Here is a 16,867-nt window from a genome sequence, read left to right on the forward strand (position 1 = left end):
TTATGCTCCGTGTATTTTTTAAGGTGAGGTAATCGGTTACCCGTGAGTATGATGTATTGTCAGGGATTTTGCAGGGAAACTCATGTCGTAATTGTTATCTGATGATAAGAATAAAAAGGATACTTACAAAAGTGTGGATGCGCTCATGTCTGAACTGATGAAGTAATGAAGAAATGGTATGGACTTAATATATGATGTACGGAGGCGTGACCTTTTGTGATTAGTATTCATGTCCGGTAGTTATACTCGGGCCATCTATGATTTCCGGATTATCCGTACCGGAATGTATATCACTGTAAGCCTTCTGAATATCAGACATTCCGATGTTGATATCTCTGTTGACGGGGCGGCCTTTATCCACCAAACTGTGAGAGAACAACCATTCGTAGGTCTTTTTGAGATAGAATATACGGGCCGGTGTACCGTGATTGCCGCCTTCTAACCACTCATAACGCAAACGACTGTCATTATGAGAGTCTTGCAACTTCTCAACTACCTCTTTAGACTGTCTGATGGGAACTGCCCTATCGGCTGTACCATGAATTATCCAGAAGGGAAGTTTGCCCAATCCACTTACATCTTTTAGTGATGTACCACCACATAGGGCAATACCTGCGGCTATCCTGTCAGGATAAGTGCCACAGACATCCATTGTGCCAAAGCCGCCAAGGCTCATCCCCAACACGTATACGCGAGTGCTGTCACACTGATAATTAGACTTTACCCAATCCAAGACCTGCATTACTTTTTTAGGATTCCATGCCCCGCCTGGGTTCTGGGGAACAATAGTTATCGCTTCTATGTCCCGCCCTTTCACGATGGCATCAAGCGGACCATAGCGGCGTACCTTATTAAGGTTGTGTCCGCAAAGGCTGGCACCATGCAGAAATATTATTACTGGAGTTCTTTCGAGTGAATAATAATAGTCTTGTGGTGTATATACCCAGAAATTATATCCTCCGGGTATCAGTCCTTTAACGGGTCGAAGAAAATCGTATGCTGAAGAACTGAGCGAAACAATAGTCAGCAGAAGTAGTAATATCGTTTTCTTCATTTACATGGATATATTTATGTAGCAAAGATAGTGATAAATAAAATATCTCGCAATAGGGCTAAATTAAAAAATGGCAAGACTGACTCAATAATAAGTTATCGTAATTTTAATTGAGATACTTTAAGATAGTTGTGTAGCCCTCCTTGAAAATCAGACAGCGTATCAGTCCTTTTTCGTAGACACTAGAAATATTTTTAAAGTAGACGTGTTGGTTTGCCTGATATTGGAGGATGGAATTAAAAACGTACAAATATTTGGAGATTTGTAATAAACTACTTATGTTTGTGACATGGAACAGATTATTAGGAAAGTAACTTACACGAAGGAGTTTGAGGATTACTTCCAGACTCTGTCCAATGATGTCAAAGGCAAATATGATTATGTCTTTCAAATTATGTTGACGCAAAAGATAGTTAGTAAGAAATTTGTTAAGCGAATTGAAACAACAGAGTTTTATGAAATGAGAGAGTATCACTTGGCAATAACCAATACCGTTCTTTCTTATTTACTATTGATGCTGAAAACTTTATGGAAAGTCACAAGATTGTATTACTGAATTCCTTTGTCGAAAAAAGCTCAAAGCAATATAAAGCTGAAATTAAGAAAGCAAGGAAAATCTTAAAAGAATGGGAGGAAGATTTATGATAAAGATCAATGAAGAGAGATGGAATAAACTGCCAACTGTGAATAATCATTTGGATGAGAAATATGGCAAGCCCGGCACACCATCACGTGAAGCTTTTGAGGCCCGTGCCAAGTCTTGGTATTATGCCGAATTACTTAAAGAGGAACGTAAGCGCCAGAAACTTACGCAGCAACAACTCGCTGACCGTATCGGAAAGAAACGGGAATATATATCCACTATAGAGCGGGGCAACTGTGATATGCAACTTTCAACGTTCATCCAAATTGCCAATGCCTTAGGACTGAGGTTTTCTCTGGTACTTGGATAACTAGTGTGTATGACGCTTTTAATATCAACAACGAATAGCAGTGAAATGGATTATCTTTAGTTTGTAATGGAATAAAGAAAGAAAATTTAATAATGTTTGGGATCGCCTGTTTTTATTGAAAAGAGGAATCAGAATGTATGCTTGTCAATGAAATCAGTATGGCTTCTTCTCTTGTGTCTATCTATTCGGTTCTTCTTTAATTTAGTTGATGGAATGAGATTAATTTGTCACATAATGTCGTGGAATAATATTATATTTAATTAACTGATCATCAAAGTTTTATAACGATAAAAATTAGGATATCTGACAAATATTTTGTAACTTTATATCGCTAAACACAAATAACAAAACAGTGCCAGCATATCCTAACAACGCCAAAGATACGACAAAAAGTCGTAACAGCAAGACCTTTCATGCATCAAAAGATGTTTTTTCTTATTTTATTAAGCATATTTTGAATATGCCTGAATTTAAAATAGAAAACATACAATATGGAAAAGAGGTGATTTCCATTTATGTATCCTCAAGGGCAAAAACAGCAGTATGTCCGTATTGTGGACATAGAAGCGGTAAGGTCCACAGTTTTTACGAGAGGACTCTGGAAGACTTGCCGTTCATGGGCAAGGAAACAAGGATAATCTTCAAGGCAAGAAAGATGTTCTGCACAAACGGGTCCTGTTTCCGCAAGACCTTTGCCGAGCAGCCTGGAGAGGAAGTGTTCAGATACCGCAGAAGGACACGAAGGTGTGAGATGGCAGTAATGCGGCAAGGTCTGTCATCATCATCGGAGAATGCGTCCAGGCTGTTGTCCATGTCGGGGATCCTCCTGAGTCAGTCAACCGTACTTCGTGATCTCCATCGTCTGCATGTTTCTCCATACAGAGACATCAGACGAATTGGCGTGGATGACTGGGCGCAGCGGAAGGGCATGGCCTATGGAAGCATTATTATAGACCTGGCCGGCCGGCATCCCATAGATTTACTCGGAGACCGTGAGGAGGAAAGCTTCCGTGACTGGATAAGCGTCCATCCGTCGGTAAGCCTTGTCAGCCGTGACCGCTCTACGGATTACAGTAGTGCGATAGCTTCTACCGGACGCCCTATAACAGAAATAGCAGACAAGTTCCATCTGGTTAAGAATATTATGGAACGGATAACCAGGCTGGTCGGCCTGCACTATGCAGATTACAGGAAGGCTGTCCTGGAAAACAAGGATGAAGTAAAGGAGCCTGACACCGGAACAGCCGATGCGGTATCCGTGAAGGAAGAAAAGACAGTTTGCATTCATCCGGTCAGTAATAAACCTGATATGAGACAGGTAATGTTTGATGAAGTCAAGCAGTTGCAGTCAAAAGGATTTAAACCGGCGACTATAGCAAGGAAACTGGGCATAGCCAGAATGACCTCAACAAAATTCTGCCGTCTGGATTCATTACCTCCCAGAAGCAGTAAACTGAGAAAACAATACAACAAATATAATACATTCGTTGAACGACAGTATGCAGATGGTAAATCCCTGCGTGCAATCTTCAAGGACATATACACTATGGGATTTAATGGCTCCCTTACCCCCTTTTATGATCATTACCGTTATCTTGAAGATGTTTATAAGGATTCCAGATCCCAAAACAAGAAAGTACCGGAGAAAAAGAGACGGCCGGTAGACAAACGGCCGGCATTAATGTCAATCAAGGCAATAGGAATAATCATAGGAAAGAAAATTCGAAAACGGACTAATGCAGAGGATGACAGGCTTATTTCGATATTATCCGGCTTTACCTGGTTCTATGAAATGTATGAGGCAACAGATTCCTTTTACGGGATCATTACCGGACATGATGCTACCCGGCTGTTAAAATGGATGAAACTCTATTGGAAAACCGGCATTGGTACACTCAAGACTTTCCTTATCGGCATAAAACGGGATTATAAAGCTGTCGTAAACACGATTAAATACAATGTTACGAATGGGATTACGGAAGGATTTGTAAATAAATTAAAGGTGGTAAAGAGATCCATGTACGGACGGGCCAGTATTGAACTCCTAAGAAATAAGCTGGTTCTAGAACATATCTTCTTCAACTAAATTAAAGAAGAACCATCTATTCTGCATGGATAGAAAGGAAGCGTCTACTGATCTCGCTTATGACGGAGAAAAGTGCCTGTCGAATTCGATTAAAGTCACGAATCATAGTCATTAATTACCTGGATGGTGCATACCGCTTTATGATATGGTGCATAGGGCTTTGCTGTATGGTGCATACAGCATTGCGATATGGTGCATATAGGTTTATTTGGAGTATTTTTGAAACATTAAGCCATACCGAGGTTTAATATCTTCATTCACTGATTTGACTACATTCTTAGTATTTCCATTCATTATGATTGCCGGATTCTGCAAATAGAAGGGAATGCTTGTTGCTGGGTGATTAATAAGAAAGGGGAGAATGGTAGTCTTTGCCATCAGTGGAAATTGACGGTATGTTGGGTATTGTCATTTGTGTTTTTCATCTAACCGGAACTGGAATCTGATCTCTTCGGCTCTCTTTCTTATTGTAGGTATAATAATTATATTTGCAATAATCAAGGAAATTCGAATAAATGGTGTGAAAACACAAACTTGCTATGTGATATGAAAGGCATTCCCATGCTGAAGGACAATCTGGTTTTAATAGATGCCACATCAATTTGTAAAAACAGAAGTTGGGATGACCTGCTACAAATAACAAGAAGTGTATCAGAGAAAAACAATGATACACTTCTTTTAAGATAATGGAATGATCAAACGATTATTCCGTATGGATTCTTTATTTGATAGTAACTTTTGCAGGGGCAGTATCCATGACAATAAGTTTTATATAATAAGGAAAGGTTTCTGCATGCTCATAAGGTTGGATAAGATAAGCGCATTTCAATTTCTTCTCTTTAGATTTCAGAATTGAGATCTTACAAAGGTTAGGAATATCAACGATATCAATCTGATCTCCATTGTGAATGATGGTTCCGATCTGTGCCCCATTAAACGTAATCTGATCTTGATGATAGAAAGATATACAGTCACTGGCAGGAGAATCATCTTTCCTTGTTATCATTTGTACTCCATCAATGGAAAATTTTCTCTTGTTCAGGCTATATATCGTATCCGCTTTCGTGGTACTCAATGAGATGGAGGTCTTGTTGAGATCAGGAAACCAATCGCCGTCATTATCGTATTTAGTACATGATACAATTGCAAGTACTGACAAGAAAGCTAATAAGGCTAATACAATTCTTTGTTTCATAGTTTTTATTTATAAAAATGATTTTCTATTACTGTTTCGTAATAAGACGTTTACTAAAGAAGAATAAACTTGATATTGATATTATGTGTTTCGTCAGGCTTATCTTTGTTATAGAAAGTGCCCCACAAATGTCCTCTTATTCCAAGTTTTTCTATATAGTATTCTTTATCACTTCTGCCTTTGTTATTCCAGTCAAAAGTATTCCATGTCAAGTATAAAGGATAATCCGGTGAAGAAGTATATATAGAGAATTGTTGTTTGGGGATATTTTCTAAAATCAAACGACACTTGTCCAACTGCTCCTTATCTTTGGAAAAACAAACTTGATGTTTTCTGCTATTGATATTGTTCAAGCAAAGACGGATTCCAACAGCTGAGTCTCCTAAATTCTGCAGCACTAATCGCCAGTCGAGGGACAATGTGGAAGAATCGGCTTCATCTCTATAATATGTTATCCAATATGACCTTCCGAAATTGATATTATAATTTGTGTCATTAATACAAACAGGATTTCCATCAAACTCTCCATTCTCACAGTTCAAGTTAAAAATGAAAGGATCTGCTTTCATCTTATTGTCATCTTTGTCACATGCAGACAATGAGCAAATAACTAAAATGAATATAAAAATGCTATTCTTCATTTAATAAATGGTATTTTGGTTGGGTTCATTATAAAGACTATAAAATATCAGTATACCCCTATGTGAACACAAATTATTTTTCTTTTATCCAATTACTTTTCGTCATTGCATAACCTCCCATGACCCCTATGCCATTATTAATATTGGTATAGCTCGGTCGGACAAATGATATTCCATAGTTGGCTGTGCTGTTGTTATTACTGTCATTGACACTCTTGAAGAAATTATATAACTCAGGGGTGAGACGGTAAAGTTCTACACGATAAGCGCCAACATCACCCTCAGACCGTATATCCAAGTGCAATGTATAGGTGGAATCATGGAGGAATGAACTGTTATCGAAGACATAGAAATTCTGGTAGAAGTCATTGGATTCATCAAATATCTTTTCTCCCAGTGTGTAGTTGTTCAGCACCGGTTCATCATACGTGCAAACTTCTTCAACCTCTTTGTGTGTTATGATAGAATCAAGATCTCCATCATAGTCTCCGGCAAGTCCAATCACCCTCACTGCATATTTCGCAGGTGAAGTAGAATTCTTAAGAGAGAGCCGGATTTGGTCATACCAGACCCCGTCGTTGAATACAGACCCCATCTCTGTCTTCGTTATTTCCGGCACAGCGGGGATAGTGGTGGTGGATGAAGCCGCTTTCATCCCTTTTGCACTGGCCTGCACGGTTATCCGGTCTTTGGTATGCAGTTGCCCTGTGAAATAATAGACGGGTTGGTAGGTCTTGTAAGCATCTACTTTTTTCAGAAACTTGACCACCCTCTGTACTCCGTTGACCGTACAACTTACCTGGGCCGTATCCAGAAACATGTTCTTTCCTTTTACCGGTATGGAAGAAGAAACAAATATCTCCGTCGTGTCCTGGGAAGATGGGAAACAATAGATGACCAGTTGGCTGTCTTTCGAGAGTTGATCAATATTAATATGATCCTGACAGGCTGTACAGGCTAACAATATGAGGATGCAACTGATAAGGAAATATCTCATGACGATTAAAATTTCAAGGTATAACTTACTGAAGGAATCAATGGAATATATCCGCTGGTCGTGGCAGTATAAGTGCCATCATCCTTCTCATATATTTTCATACGCATGGTGTTCAGGTGGCAATAGGCATTATAGATACTGACATTCCAGATGCCTTCTCTGCCGTGACGGGTACGGTGGGTGAAATTAGCGCCTATATCCAGCCGGTGATAAGCCGGCAAGGCCATGTTGTTGGATTTGCTGTAGAATTTTCCTATTTCATTTTCTTCTTTATGGTTAGGGAAATCCGGAAGCAAGATATACTGGTCGGGCAGTGTCATGCGGTTCCCGGAATGGTAAGTCCATGCCGCATAGACTCCAACTCGGTGAGAAAACTGGTATCTCCATGTGATATTGATCTTATGCCGGTTGTCGAACTGGTCCCGAAACCATCCGGTTCCTATTTCATTGTATTTCCTTAATGTCCATGAAAGGGTATAGGCAGCTTGAAGGCTCATTCGGGCATGGTGATAGTAGCCGTCGAATTCCAGTCCATAGGAGCGGCCGTCGCCGTCTGTGACGTCCTTGTCCCATCGTGATGCTGCTGGCTGGAATCCTGCCCAGTGACGATAGAGCAACAGATGGCGGGTCCTTTTATAAAATCCTTCTATGGAGAGAAGCCATGAACGGCCGGGCTGAGCATAGATACCTGCTGCGACCTGACCAGAACGGGCAGGAAGGACAGTGGATGTCGTCGGTACCCAGTAGTCGGTGGGCATATCCAGATAAGATGTGGCAATGCGATGGACATACTGGGTCATCATCGTATAGGATAATTTGACAGAGAGGTTGTCTCTCATTTGAATCTTTGTAGCCAGACGGGGATCAAGATAATGATAGATCTTGCCTTTCGTTGAGAATGAAGAGAAGTTCAGTCCGAAGTCTGTACTCCATTGGTCTGTGATTCTCATCTCGTCTTCTGCATAAGCCGTAAATTCACTGGAGTGTTTGATATTATGGCTTTTCATTTGCACGGTATCCACTGCTTCATCCTTATCGCCATAATAGTAGGATTTCTGAATGGTCTGTGGCCTGAAAAGGTGTTGGGTAAAGGTTCCTCCGAAATTGATCTTGTTCCGGTTGTCCGGCCGGTAATCAAAATCTGCTTTCAGTCCTCCGTCGTATATCTTAGAGTGATTGTGCTGCTGTTCAAGACTGGTACGATGACGGATGCCATCATCTGATTCCTCAAAATTGTCATCAGAGTAATCCAATCCGGAATAATTATAGGTGAATATCCCTGCTATATTGGAGAAAAGACGGTTTCCCCATTGCCGGTCCCATCCCAGGGCCAGATTCAGATTCCCCCATTTGAAATTGTTTTTCATATCTTCATAGTCTTCTTCCCAGGCACTTTTATCACGGACATTGTAGTGGTCAAGTCCGGAATAGATGCTGACATACATCTTGTCTCTGTCACTGAGATGATGGGTGATCTTAAAGTTCAGGTCATGGAAAAGGTAGCCGACGGTGTACTTGTCGTCATCCGATTTGCGATGGTTTGCGATGTCAAAGATAGGTTTCAGGATCAGGTCAATCCAACTCCTGCGGAGGCTGAACACGAAAGAGGTCTTTCCCTTGACAATAGGTCCTTCCAGAGAGATCCTGCCATCCAGAAGTCCCAGTGACCAGAGGCCATGATAATGGTAGAGGTCACCGTCTTTGGTTCTGACATCCGTGACGGAAGACAGTCTGCCACTATATCTTGCGGGGAATCCACTCTTATAAAAGTCAGCATTCTTGATGATGTCCGTATTGAAAGAAGAGAAAAGTCCCAGGGAATGATTCGTCTGATAGAGAGGGGTGCCGTCGAGCAGGAACAGGTTCTCGTCATTGTTTCCTCCGTGTACGTATAGTCCGGAAGCGAGGTCCACTCCTGATGCAACACCGGAGATACGCTGTAAGGTCTTGATGACATCCGGACTGCTTAGCAAAGAGAATTCGGTGTTGAAGTCGGCAGAGGTCAGGGATCTTTTTCCTGTCTGGGTGGTCAGCAAGGGTGAATTCAGGTCACCTTTTACAATCACATCATTCAGCGTCGTATTTTCCTGCAACTGGAAATCGATTCTTTTATTCCCGGACAACTTGATCCTGGGGTGGATGTCTTGACAACCGATATAGGAAATCCGCAGAGAATGTGTGCCTTCGGGAAGAGTGAAACTGAAAAATCCATATTCATTGGTCAGCGTGCCTTGTTTTTCTTCCTTGTCATAGATCGTCACATTGACTAGCGGCTCACCATTTTCATTTTTTATGTAACCGCTGATGGTGTACTTCCTGTGGACATTCTCTTTCTTCACTTTTGCCTTAGGCTGCTGCTTGCTCTGTTTTTGCGGTTTCCTTCCAAGAATGATGTTTATCCCACTTCTTGTCCAGATGATACCGGTGTTCCGGAAGAGTTTGTCCAGGGCTTTGTCAACTGGCATATTCTTAAGAGACGGGCCATGATAGGGGGTATCCAGTCGGATACTGGAATCATAGATGACGAATATTTTCTTTTCTTTCTGCAGTTTCTTGATTTCCTGGCCGATGGTCTGACCATAAGCGAAACTTGAGAACATGCACAGGAGTACGATCAAAATAGATTTCATGGCTTCCTATTTCTTGATATGGATGGTAATGTGAAGTGCATCTTCCAATGCACTGATGATGTCGTTGACATTCCTGGTCTTAAACTCACCCGATATGGACTTGGTGGTGTCGCTTGTTGCCAGTTTGACCTGATAACAATCGTCTATCTCTTTCAGGGCTTTGTTGACAGGGGTGTTGTCGAAGATGAAGATGCCGGTTGCCCATGCGGTCTGGTTGGAATGATCGGAAGAGATAAGATGAGGCTGAGGATCTCCTCTGGAGATTTCTGCTGCCTTGTCTTGGGTGAGGACAAGGTTATGCTTCCTGTCCCGTGCAGAGAAACGGACTTTGCCACTGGCAACATAGACTTTGGATATATCCCGACAGGTTTCATCTACCTGGAAGGTTGTTCCTATATCTTCCACAAGTCCGAGGTCACTGTGTACCGTGAAGGGATTCCGACGGTTGTGCTTGATGATAAAGTAAGCCTTTCCTTTGAGATATACATTTCTTGTATCTGCAGTCTTGCCGCTCTCCTGATAGGAAACGGAGGAATGAGGGGCTATGATTATCTTGCTGCCGTCTGCAATGGTAAGGGTCTTGATGCTGTCATTCGAAGCTATGAGAACCGTATCTCTGTTTTGTTGCAATAAACCGATACCGATTCCTGTCAGCAAGAGGATTCCGGCAGCAGCGGCTGCAATACGGCAGGCCAATACTTTCCTTCTGTGAAGTATAGAACCATAACCGGTCTTTTCATGAAAGGTGGAAATCGCCTTCCGGGTGTCAAATTTACCTTCCTGATAGTATCTGACAACGAAATCAAGTATCTCGTTCCATTTCTTGTTTTTCCCCATCTTTTTATTTTAAAGACTGTCCGATTCCTGAATACCCTTATGAAAAGAGAGAAAAAATAAAGAAATAGATTTTCCGGGCTTCTCCGCGGAGGATTTTGTATGCCTTTGTAATCTGGGCTTCTACCGTCTTTACCGATAAATGGAGTTTCTCTGCAATTTCTGCATAGGTATCCTGATCCCGTTTACTCATCAGGAAGATCTCACGGCACCGCTTCGGAAGAGAATCTATAGCCGTCCAGAGTTGTGCTGCACGCTCGGAATTGTCTTCATCCTCATTGATGTCAGCTTTATCTCCGGCTTTTTCAATGTCAACGAAAGAAGGGGTGCTGCTGGTATGTTTGTTGGCATCGTAGCAGGCATTCCTTACGGAAATGAACAGATAACTCTTGGTATTCAGGACAGGTGTGTTAGCTTTTATCTTGTTCCACCAACGGATGAAACATTCCATCACAATGTCTTCCACACTATTTGTGTCTCCCAATAAAGAGGTGGCATACATACATAGCGGGCGATAATATAATCTGAAAGTTTCATCAATATCTTTCTGATTAGGCTCTTTATTTAACATAAAAATGTTCGTTATATTCAGACCGTAATGCAAATATAAGCATAAATATTGAATCCGGAATATTACTCTTTATGTTTTTGTGCCTTGAGTCTGAATATCCGGAAATATCAGGTTATACTGATAATTAGTGTTTCCATTCACTAATTTTATGGTATTTTTAGTGTTTCCATTCATTATTATTGCTTATCTTTGCAAATAGAAAAAGAATAATAATATGACAGAGCAAGATCCTTGTAAAGGGGATTTCTTCGTTGATGGAAAATATTATTTTGAAGTTGGAGGAAAAGGTAAGACTTTTGATCAGATAGCTGATATTGATGATGGTTATCTTGCTGTTGCCGATACGGAAATAGGACGCAGGCATCGTATCCCTCTGTGGATGTGTGGATTGCTTTATTGAAAAAATGCGTGGATAAGACTTTCTTTGCTGACCTTTTACAATCATGATAAGAAAACAAAAACTCAAGGCTTTATCCTTAATGAATTTTGAAGAATTACAAAGAAAAGAGAAGGAAAGAGGGAATTATTGCTTAACTTTGTGTTGTCCTATTTAAGAGAATGTCTATTTAATAAAGTGGAGCAGAAATGATGATTTTAGATAACAGTTCAAATATTTAAATTCATTTATTCTGTTTGAAAGAAATATAACATGATTGATCAAATTATTATAGAAAATTACAAGTCAATACAGAAGGCAGAAATTCCTATGAGAAATTTGAATGTATTGATTGGGTCAAATGGAGTGGGTAAAAGTAATTTTATTTCATTCTTTGAACTGGTGCAGAAAATGTTTGATCAGCAACTTGGCAGTTTCATTTTAAAGCACGGTGGTATTGGCAGGTTTCTTTATCAAGGTCCCAAACATTCTGAATTTATCAAGGGACTTATTGATTTTAAAAACACAAATGCCTTTTTCTTTAAATTAACTCCGACAATAGACAATAAGGCTTTTATAGAGTATTCTGGAGATTATTTCAATTGGAATAATAAAAATACTAAAAATTATTCTGACTGGAATAAGACTTATTGGGATAGGAATGTCGAGGAGTCAGGAATAAAGAATAGTCCGAAATGGAGAGCTGGATATCTGAGAAACTTCCTTAAAGGATTTACGGTATATCATTTTCATGATTCCAGTGAGACTTCTCCTATGAGACGTGAATGTCCCATAGATGATAATGAGAAGCTAAGACATGATGGAGCAAATCTGGCAGCGTTTTTGTATAAACTTCAAGAGACGAATCCCAAATCTTTAAAACTGATAGAAGGTGTTGTAAGGTCCATTGCACCCTATTTTAAGGGGTTTAAATTGCAACCGAGCCGGATAAATCCCAATATAATCAAATTGGAATGGGAAGAGATGGGATCGGATATGTATTTGGATGCTCATAGTTTTTCCGATGGGACAATTCGTTTTATTGCTTTAGCAACGGTATTACTGCAACCCAATCTGCCAGATACCATTATTATTGATGAACCGGAGTTAGGCCTTCACCCTTCTGCTATAAATAAGCTTGCTGCTCTCATGATTAAAGCTTCAAAGAAAACTCAGGTAATTGTGGCTACCCAATCAGTTAATCTTGTTGATTGTTTTGAAGCTGAAGATATTGTTGTCGTTGACAGGAAAGAGGATCAGACAGAATTCAACAGACTGTCATCAACAGATCTGTCTGAATGGATCAATGACTATAGTATGGGAGAGATATGGCGGAAGAACGTAATTGGAGGGCAGCCATGAAAAGACTCTATATTATTGTAGAAGGACAAAGTGAACAGGAATTTGTCCGGACTTTAATAGCTCCTTATTTACGTGACTTTGGCATTTATTTCGTTGAACCAATCCTGATACATACCAGCAAAAAGGGTAGTGGCGGTTTTGTCAATTATGAGCATTTGAAAAGGGATGTCTTCCATTTATTATCATCACCTAAGGATGATTTTATTGTTTCTATGTTCGTTGACTTTTTCCGGTGTCCGGAACTTCCACAAAAAGAACGATACAACAAGATATCTGATCATAAACTTCAGGTTGATGAAATGGAAAAATGTATAGATGATGATATACATGACCATCGTTTTATTCCGTATATTCAACTCCATGAGTTTGAGTCTTTACTATATTCTTCTAACAAAGGATTTGAAGAATATTTTTCAGATAAGGAACAGCAGAAAACCCGGAAAATAATTGATGAATTCCCTAACCCTGAAGATATTAACTCTTCGCCTGAAAAATCTCCGTCAAAACGTTTATTGGCTATTAAGGAGGATTATGATAAAGTGATAGAAGGTAATCTTATTGCTTTAGGAGTAGGATTCAAACAGATATTGGATAAATGCCCACGATTCAGAGCGTGGATAATGAAATTGATCAAGGCTTGTAGTGATGGTGAGAGGCATCTATAATAGAATTTAATGAACATCAGATTATGAATAATTCAGAGAATAATAAGGGACCACGGTTCAAGCAAACTGCGACACTAAAGGAATTGTTGATGGAAACTCCGAAAACGTCGCTTGTTAGCATTTCAAAAATATTTGGATGGCATATCAAGCCGAGTCTCCGGAAGGAGGAGTTTGCCAGTCAACTGGCTGAGATGATTCTGGGAAATCCTTCACATGTGTTGGAATTCCAGACGGTGTATGAACTGCGATTTCTCAAGAAGGTCGTGGAGGCTCCGGATGATGAACCATATAAGGCGCCGCTCTTGCTATACCAACTATCTCTGAACGATATGGAAATACTTAAAATCTTGTTGCCTGAGGATCTGAACTGTGCGTATTATTCCATTGCAACAGATCTGAAGGAGGCTTTCAAACCTTGGATTGACCGAGTGCTGCAAAAGAAACTGGATCAGGGTGAAGAACTGCTGGACAGGATGACAATGGGATTCCTCAATCTTTATGGAATTGTAGACAAGGATCCGCTGGTACAGATGATTGCTTCGTGTCGTGGGGTGACTTCCGACAAGAAGGCTATCGAGGACTATCTGCTCAGCAGGAGCCTCTATTGCATCCATCAGATTCTTTTTAATGAAGATGATGGGACGCAGACCATGGCTTTTTTATCGGTCTTTTTGGAACAGGAATATATAGACCAATTGATGCTGGGACTGAATGAGCGTCCCGAAATCCGGGATTATAAGTCATTTTCTGAAACGGAAGTAAAGGCATGGGGGCAAATGCCTTTTCCTGTACATGATCAGCCTGGTGCCGAGAAGGTTTACCAGCTTCTGAAAAAGGGGAAACTGCCGGCAGATCAGGCTGACGTGCGTATGAATATATTATGGGTGGGAACACAGTTGGAGAACCTGTCTCTTTCCCAACAGATCTCGGCTTTGTTGCGTGGCTTGACTATCACTGTAGCTGAACTGAACGTAAGTTTAGGTGTCGTAACAGATTTCGCCAATCATATTCCGCGATGGTTCCTGAGAGGGTATTGTCCGTCGGAAGTCTATAATAGGTCCGGAAAACCGCAAATGCATCCTCTGTCTGGTGTGCCTTTCATGTATCCTGAAGACAATCCTTGGACAGGAATGAAAATCCGTCCGAACGATCCTTGCCCCTGTGGATCCGGGAAGAAATACAAGAATTGCCATGGGAAGAATATCAATTGATGAAAAGAGAAAATGAGAATGATCATGATATGAAGATATGGCCACTTGATGGATAGAGATTCACTTGTGAGAGTTTAGAAAGAATAATAGAAACAATCCCCTTCAGACCAAACGGGGTAAAATATTTATGAATGATATGAAAGGATGGATATTCCTTATCGGAGCTGTCGTCTTCGAGGTATTAGGCACATCAATGTTAAAGTTGTCGGAACAGTTTTCTCGCTTGTTGCCAACGGCGATAGCGATTATCGGTTATTTGCTGTCACTCTATCTGCTTAGTTATGCTTTACGTACATTGCCTATAGCCATAGCCTATGGGGCTTGGGGTGCTATAGGCATTGTCTTGATTACATTTATAGGTGTGATCTTCTTTAAACAAGTTCCTGATTTGCCGGCGATCATAGGGCTGTTCCTGATCGTTTCAGGTGTATTGATTATCAACTTGTTTTCTAAAATGCAAATTCATTAGAATCATTCCCCTTTATAGACGTTTTCTTAAAAGGGAATCCTCTGTTTTTAAGAGACATGGCATCTCTGTCCTGTCCCGTTGGCTTTAGTTGCTATTAGCATCTTTTAAAGATATTCATAAAGAAAAGCTTTCAGAAAGTTCCGATAATAGGATAAAAGTCTTATCTTTGCAATGTTAAAATAAGATTGGAGCAATCCAAAGAGGGGTGCCAGACAGAATGCCTGGCTGAGATTATACCCGTATGACCTGATGCAGACAATGCTGCCGTAGGAAGAACGAGCGAAGAATATATTTTTATATTTGGGAGATCAACAAATATAAGCCCTTCTTGATTATTTGATTAAGTAGGGATGTTTTATATAACAACCTTAACTATTGCAGGATCTGACTGTAGCGGCGGTGCCGGCATACAGGCGGATATCAAGACGATGTCCGCACTGGGCGTCTATGCCGCTTCTGTCATTACTGCCATTACTGTACAGAATACCCTGGGGGTACAGTCGGTATGTGCTGTTGAGCCGCAGGTCGTGAAGAGTCAGATACTTGCTGTCTGTGAAGACCTGAATATCAGGTATGCCAAAATAGGAATGGTAAATGACAAAAACACGATTCAAGCGATTGTCGACGCAATCAATATTCATCCTATCCCTTATCTGATCATAGATCCTGTTATGGTAGCCACCAGCGGGGACCGGTTGATGCAACAAAATGCACTATCCCTTTTTATTAAAGAACTTATTCCCAGGGCGTATCTGCTCACGCCTAATATCCCTGAAACGGAAATACTGGCCGGCATGCAGATACATGATGCCCCGGATATCAGAAAAGCAGCTTCCAGGATTGCGGCACTCAACTGCCGGAATGTTCTGATAAAAGGCGGGCATCTCGAAGGGAAGGAAAAAACGGATTATCTGTTCTGCTTCTCTGAAGACGGAAGTTGCAAGGAACAAACTTTCAAAACTTCTGCGATTGAGACAAACAATACCCACGGGACAGGGTGTACTCTTTCTTCTGCCATCACTTCCTATTTGGCAAGAGGCAGCAAGTTGCCCGAAGCTGTGGAACACGCTTGCCGATATGTGCATCTTGCCATTGAAGCAGGAAGTGATGTCATGATCGGACATGGGAAAGGTCCTGTCAACCATTTCTTTGAACCCCATTCATTAATAAAAAAAACTTCTGAACCATGACAAACATCCAATTTATTACTCATCACAACGAACGCTATTCGTATGTCGACGGTGCCCTGATGGCTCTCAAAGGCGGATGCCGCTGGATCCAACTCCGCATGAAGGAGGCTTCGGATGAAGAAATCATCGAAGCGGCTGGGCAGATAGAACCGATGTGCCGGAAATACAAGGCAACTTTCATCGTCGATGACCATGTCGAACTGGTGAAGAAGATCAAGGCACAGGGTGTGCATCTGGGACAGAAAGATATGAAAATAGACAAAGCCCGGAGGTTGTTGGGTGACCAATGTATAATAGGTGGGACAGCCAATACCCTCGATCAGGTCCGGGAACATGTTCTCCGTGGTGCTGACTATATCGGTTGTGGTCCTTTCCGGTTTACGACAACGAAGAAGAATCTGGCTCCAATCTTAGGACTGGAAGGATACCGGCAGATGGTCTGTCGGATGAAAGAGGCGGGCATCGATATTCCTGTTGTCGCCATCGGTGGTATAGGATATGATGACATACAACCGATATTGCAGACCGGCGTCAGTGGAATAGCACTGAGTGGCTGTGTCCTGGATGCCGACAACCCGATAGAAGAAATGAAAAAAATCATGGCATTGATTCACCAATAATAAATGATAGAAG

At 41.0% G+C, this 16,867-nt stretch carries 15 protein-coding genes and 1 pseudogene; 9 read left to right on the plus strand and 7 right to left on the minus strand.

What is annotated here, in order from left to right; all coding sequences use genetic code 11:
• Positions 1–220: 220 nt before the first annotated feature.
• Positions 221–1,054: a carboxylesterase family protein gene (locus tag ACYRYG_RS07770; protein ID WP_460197946.1), complete on the minus strand. Its 834-nt coding sequence runs from the start codon at positions 1,052–1,054 to the stop codon at positions 221–223.
• A 641-nt stretch (positions 1,055–1,695) separates the two neighbouring features.
• On the opposite strand from ACYRYG_RS07770, the gene ACYRYG_RS07775 reads away from it, so the two are divergent.
• Together ACYRYG_RS07775 and ACYRYG_RS07780 are read left to right on the plus strand one after the other, a co-directional pair.
• Positions 1,696–2,007 (plus strand): helix-turn-helix transcriptional regulator, encoded by a 312-nt coding sequence (locus tag ACYRYG_RS07775; protein WP_460197967.1) that lies wholly within the window; start codon positions 1,696–1,698, stop codon positions 2,005–2,007.
• 460 nt (positions 2,008–2,467) lie between these two features.
• The gene (locus tag ACYRYG_RS07780; protein WP_394802090.1) at positions 2,468–4,093 is read left to right on the plus strand and encodes an ISL3 family transposase; all 1,626 of its coding nucleotides are present in this window, start codon (positions 2,468–2,470) and stop codon (positions 4,091–4,093) included.
• Between the two features lie 721 nt (positions 4,094–4,814).
• On the opposite strand, the gene ACYRYG_RS07785 is transcribed toward ACYRYG_RS07780, so the two are convergent.
• The 6 genes from ACYRYG_RS07785 to ACYRYG_RS07810 all read right to left on the minus strand — a co-directional run bounded on the left by ACYRYG_RS07785 (position 4,815) and on the right by ACYRYG_RS07810 (position 10,961).
• Positions 4,815–5,288 (minus strand): hypothetical protein, encoded by a 474-nt coding sequence (locus tag ACYRYG_RS07785; protein WP_460197947.1) that lies wholly within the window; start codon positions 5,286–5,288, stop codon positions 4,815–4,817.
• 53 nt (positions 5,289–5,341) lie between these two features.
• Positions 5,342–5,929, minus strand: a complete 588-nt coding sequence (locus ACYRYG_RS07790) for a hypothetical protein (RefSeq protein ID WP_460197948.1) — start codon at positions 5,927–5,929, stop codon at positions 5,342–5,344.
• A gap of 73 nt (positions 5,930–6,002) precedes the next feature.
• Positions 6,003–6,926: a DUF4249 domain-containing protein gene (locus ACYRYG_RS07795; RefSeq protein WP_460197949.1), complete on the minus strand. Its 924-nt coding sequence runs from the start codon at positions 6,924–6,926 to the stop codon at positions 6,003–6,005.
• A 5-nt stretch (positions 6,927–6,931) separates the two neighbouring features.
• Positions 6,932–9,556, minus strand: coding sequence for a carboxypeptidase-like regulatory domain-containing protein (locus tag ACYRYG_RS07800; protein ID WP_460197950.1), 2,625 nt, complete (start codon positions 9,554–9,556; stop codon positions 6,932–6,934).
• A 6-nt stretch (positions 9,557–9,562) separates the two neighbouring features.
• Positions 9,563–10,393: a FecR family protein gene (locus tag ACYRYG_RS07805; RefSeq protein WP_460197951.1), complete on the minus strand. Its 831-nt coding sequence runs from the start codon at positions 10,391–10,393 to the stop codon at positions 9,563–9,565.
• Positions 10,394–10,430: 37 nt separating this feature from the next.
• Entirely contained in the window at positions 10,431–10,961 is a 531-nt protein-coding gene (locus ACYRYG_RS07810; RefSeq protein WP_460197952.1) for a sigma-70 family RNA polymerase sigma factor, read from the minus strand.
• 214 nt (positions 10,962–11,175) lie between these two features.
• Here ACYRYG_RS07810 and ACYRYG_RS07815 point away from each other — a divergent pair, with 214 nt between their 5' ends.
• The 7 genes and pseudogenes from ACYRYG_RS07815 to ACYRYG_RS07845 all read left to right on the plus strand — a co-directional run bounded on the left by ACYRYG_RS07815 (position 11,176) and on the right by ACYRYG_RS07845 (position 16,854).
• Positions 11,176–11,361 (plus strand): hypothetical protein, encoded by a 186-nt coding sequence (locus tag ACYRYG_RS07815; protein ID WP_293442162.1) that lies wholly within the window; start codon positions 11,176–11,178, stop codon positions 11,359–11,361.
• 249 nt (positions 11,362–11,610) lie between these two features.
• Complete coding sequence (locus ACYRYG_RS07820) at positions 11,611–12,699, plus strand: AAA family ATPase (RefSeq protein ID WP_460197954.1); 1,089 nt, start codon at positions 11,611–11,613, stop codon at positions 12,697–12,699.
• Positions 12,696–13,364: a DUF4276 family protein gene (locus ACYRYG_RS07825; protein ID WP_460197955.1), complete on the plus strand. Its 669-nt coding sequence runs from the start codon at positions 12,696–12,698 to the stop codon at positions 13,362–13,364. The genes ACYRYG_RS07820 and ACYRYG_RS07825 overlap by 4 nt, the downstream gene beginning before the upstream one ends.
• A 1,139-nt stretch (positions 13,365–14,503) precedes the next feature.
• Positions 14,504–14,575 (plus strand): annotated as a pseudogene (locus tag ACYRYG_RS07830) (SEC-C metal-binding domain-containing protein); the annotation flags it as partial.
• 127 nt (positions 14,576–14,702) lie between these two features.
• Positions 14,703–15,044 carry a DMT family transporter gene (locus ACYRYG_RS07835; protein WP_460197956.1) on the plus strand — a complete coding sequence of 114 codons (342 nt, stop codon included), beginning with the start codon at positions 14,703–14,705 and terminating at the stop codon, positions 15,042–15,044.
• Positions 15,045–15,394: 350 nt separating this feature from the next.
• Positions 15,395–16,234, plus strand: coding sequence for a bifunctional hydroxymethylpyrimidine kinase/phosphomethylpyrimidine kinase (thiD, locus tag ACYRYG_RS07840; protein ID WP_294075833.1), 840 nt, complete (start codon positions 15,395–15,397; stop codon positions 16,232–16,234).
• The gene (locus tag ACYRYG_RS07845; protein WP_294728902.1) at positions 16,231–16,854 is read left to right on the plus strand and encodes a thiamine phosphate synthase; all 624 of its coding nucleotides are present in this window, start codon (positions 16,231–16,233) and stop codon (positions 16,852–16,854) included. Before thiD ends, ACYRYG_RS07845 begins: the two co-directional genes overlap by 4 nt.
• The last annotated feature ends 13 nt before the right edge of the window (positions 16,855–16,867 follow it).

Source organism: Segatella asaccharophila, assembly GCF_054687055.1.

Bases quoted from the DNA above. Each gene is read 5' to 3' on its own strand.
- ACYRYG_RS07845 (WP_294728902.1), top strand. From the start codon at position 16,231: ATGACAAACATCCAATTTATTACTCATCACAACGAACGCTATTCGTAT.
- ACYRYG_RS07805 (WP_460197951.1), bottom strand. From the start codon at position 10,393: ATGGGGAAAAACAAGAAATGGAACGAGATACTTGATTTCGTTGTCAGA.
- ACYRYG_RS07800 (WP_460197950.1), bottom strand. From the start codon at position 9,556: ATGAAATCTATTTTGATCGTACTCCTGTGCATGTTCTCAAGTTTCGCT.
- ACYRYG_RS07785 (WP_460197947.1), bottom strand. From the start codon at position 5,288: ATGAAACAAAGAATTGTATTAGCCTTATTAGCTTTCTTGTCAGTACTT.
- ACYRYG_RS07835 (WP_460197956.1), top strand. From the start codon at position 14,703: ATGAATGATATGAAAGGATGGATATTCCTTATCGGAGCTGTCGTCTTC.
- ACYRYG_RS07815 (WP_293442162.1), top strand. From the start codon at position 11,176: ATGACAGAGCAAGATCCTTGTAAAGGGGATTTCTTCGTTGATGGAAAA.
- ACYRYG_RS07780 (WP_394802090.1), top strand. From the start codon at position 2,468: ATGCCTGAATTTAAAATAGAAAACATACAATATGGAAAAGAGGTGATT.
- ACYRYG_RS07770 (WP_460197946.1), bottom strand. From the start codon at position 1,054: ATGAAGAAAACGATATTACTACTTCTGCTGACTATTGTTTCGCTCAGT.
- ACYRYG_RS07825 (WP_460197955.1), top strand. From the start codon at position 12,696: ATGAAAAGACTCTATATTATTGTAGAAGGACAAAGTGAACAGGAATTT.
- thiD (WP_294075833.1), top strand. From the start codon at position 15,395: ATGTTTTATATAACAACCTTAACTATTGCAGGATCTGACTGTAGCGGC.
- ACYRYG_RS07820 (WP_460197954.1), top strand. From the start codon at position 11,611: ATGATTGATCAAATTATTATAGAAAATTACAAGTCAATACAGAAGGCA.
- ACYRYG_RS07810 (WP_460197952.1), bottom strand. From the start codon at position 10,961: ATGTTAAATAAAGAGCCTAATCAGAAAGATATTGATGAAACTTTCAGA.
- ACYRYG_RS07775 (WP_460197967.1), top strand. From the start codon at position 1,696: ATGATAAAGATCAATGAAGAGAGATGGAATAAACTGCCAACTGTGAAT.
- ACYRYG_RS07790 (WP_460197948.1), bottom strand. From the start codon at position 5,929: ATGAAGAATAGCATTTTTATATTCATTTTAGTTATTTGCTCATTGTCT.
- ACYRYG_RS07795 (WP_460197949.1), bottom strand. From the start codon at position 6,926: ATGAGATATTTCCTTATCAGTTGCATCCTCATATTGTTAGCCTGTACA.